Raw genomic sequence first — 562 nt, 5'->3', positions numbered from 1 at the left:
GCTCCAGCGTGGTGCGGATGTGCTCGTCGGTGGCGAAGCTGATCGCGGCCAAGCCCTTGGGGTGCTGGGGTGGGGTGTACAGGTCCTTCTTGTCCTTGGGCAGCAGGTAGATACCGGTGAGGAAGAAGGTCATGTGGGCGTCGTACTTCTTCGCCAACTCGCGGTAGTGCGAGAAGAGTTCGTCGTCGCCCTGGAGCGCGCCGTCCCAGGAGAACACCACGAACTGCGGCGGCTTCTCACCGGGTTTGAGCGGCTCGGGCTTCAACTGGCCGCTCGGCGGGCCGGTGTAGGAGGTCGAGCCGTCGCCGAGGACCTTTGTCCTCCCGTCCCAGGAGGGTTCGCCGCTCGGCTCGGGAGAGGCCGGTCTGCCGCTGTCCCGGGTGGCGGAGGCCGCGGTGGGGGTGCTGTGCGTGCGGTTCAGGAGCAGATAGCCGCCGACGAGGGACGCCACGACGAGGAGGGCGGCCAGGGTCAGCATGCTCGGAGGCGGATTGCGGCGGGCTTCACGGGGGCGGCGGCGACGGCCGGACGGTGACATCATGCGCGGCTCATTCTGCGAGGG

At 68.9% G+C, this 562-nt stretch carries 1 pseudogene; it reads right to left on the bottom strand.

Annotated elements, in window-relative coordinates:
• A pseudogene (locus AQJ67_RS12395) lies at positions 1–541 on the bottom strand (hypothetical protein); the annotation flags it as partial.
• Positions 542–562 lie beyond the last annotated feature (21 nt).

The sequence above is a fragment of the Streptomyces caeruleatus genome, assembly GCF_001514235.1.
Classification (GTDB): Bacteria; Actinomycetota; Actinomycetes; order Streptomycetales; family Streptomycetaceae; genus Streptomyces; species Streptomyces caeruleatus.
This window is presented reverse-complemented; position numbering and strand designations above follow the sequence as displayed.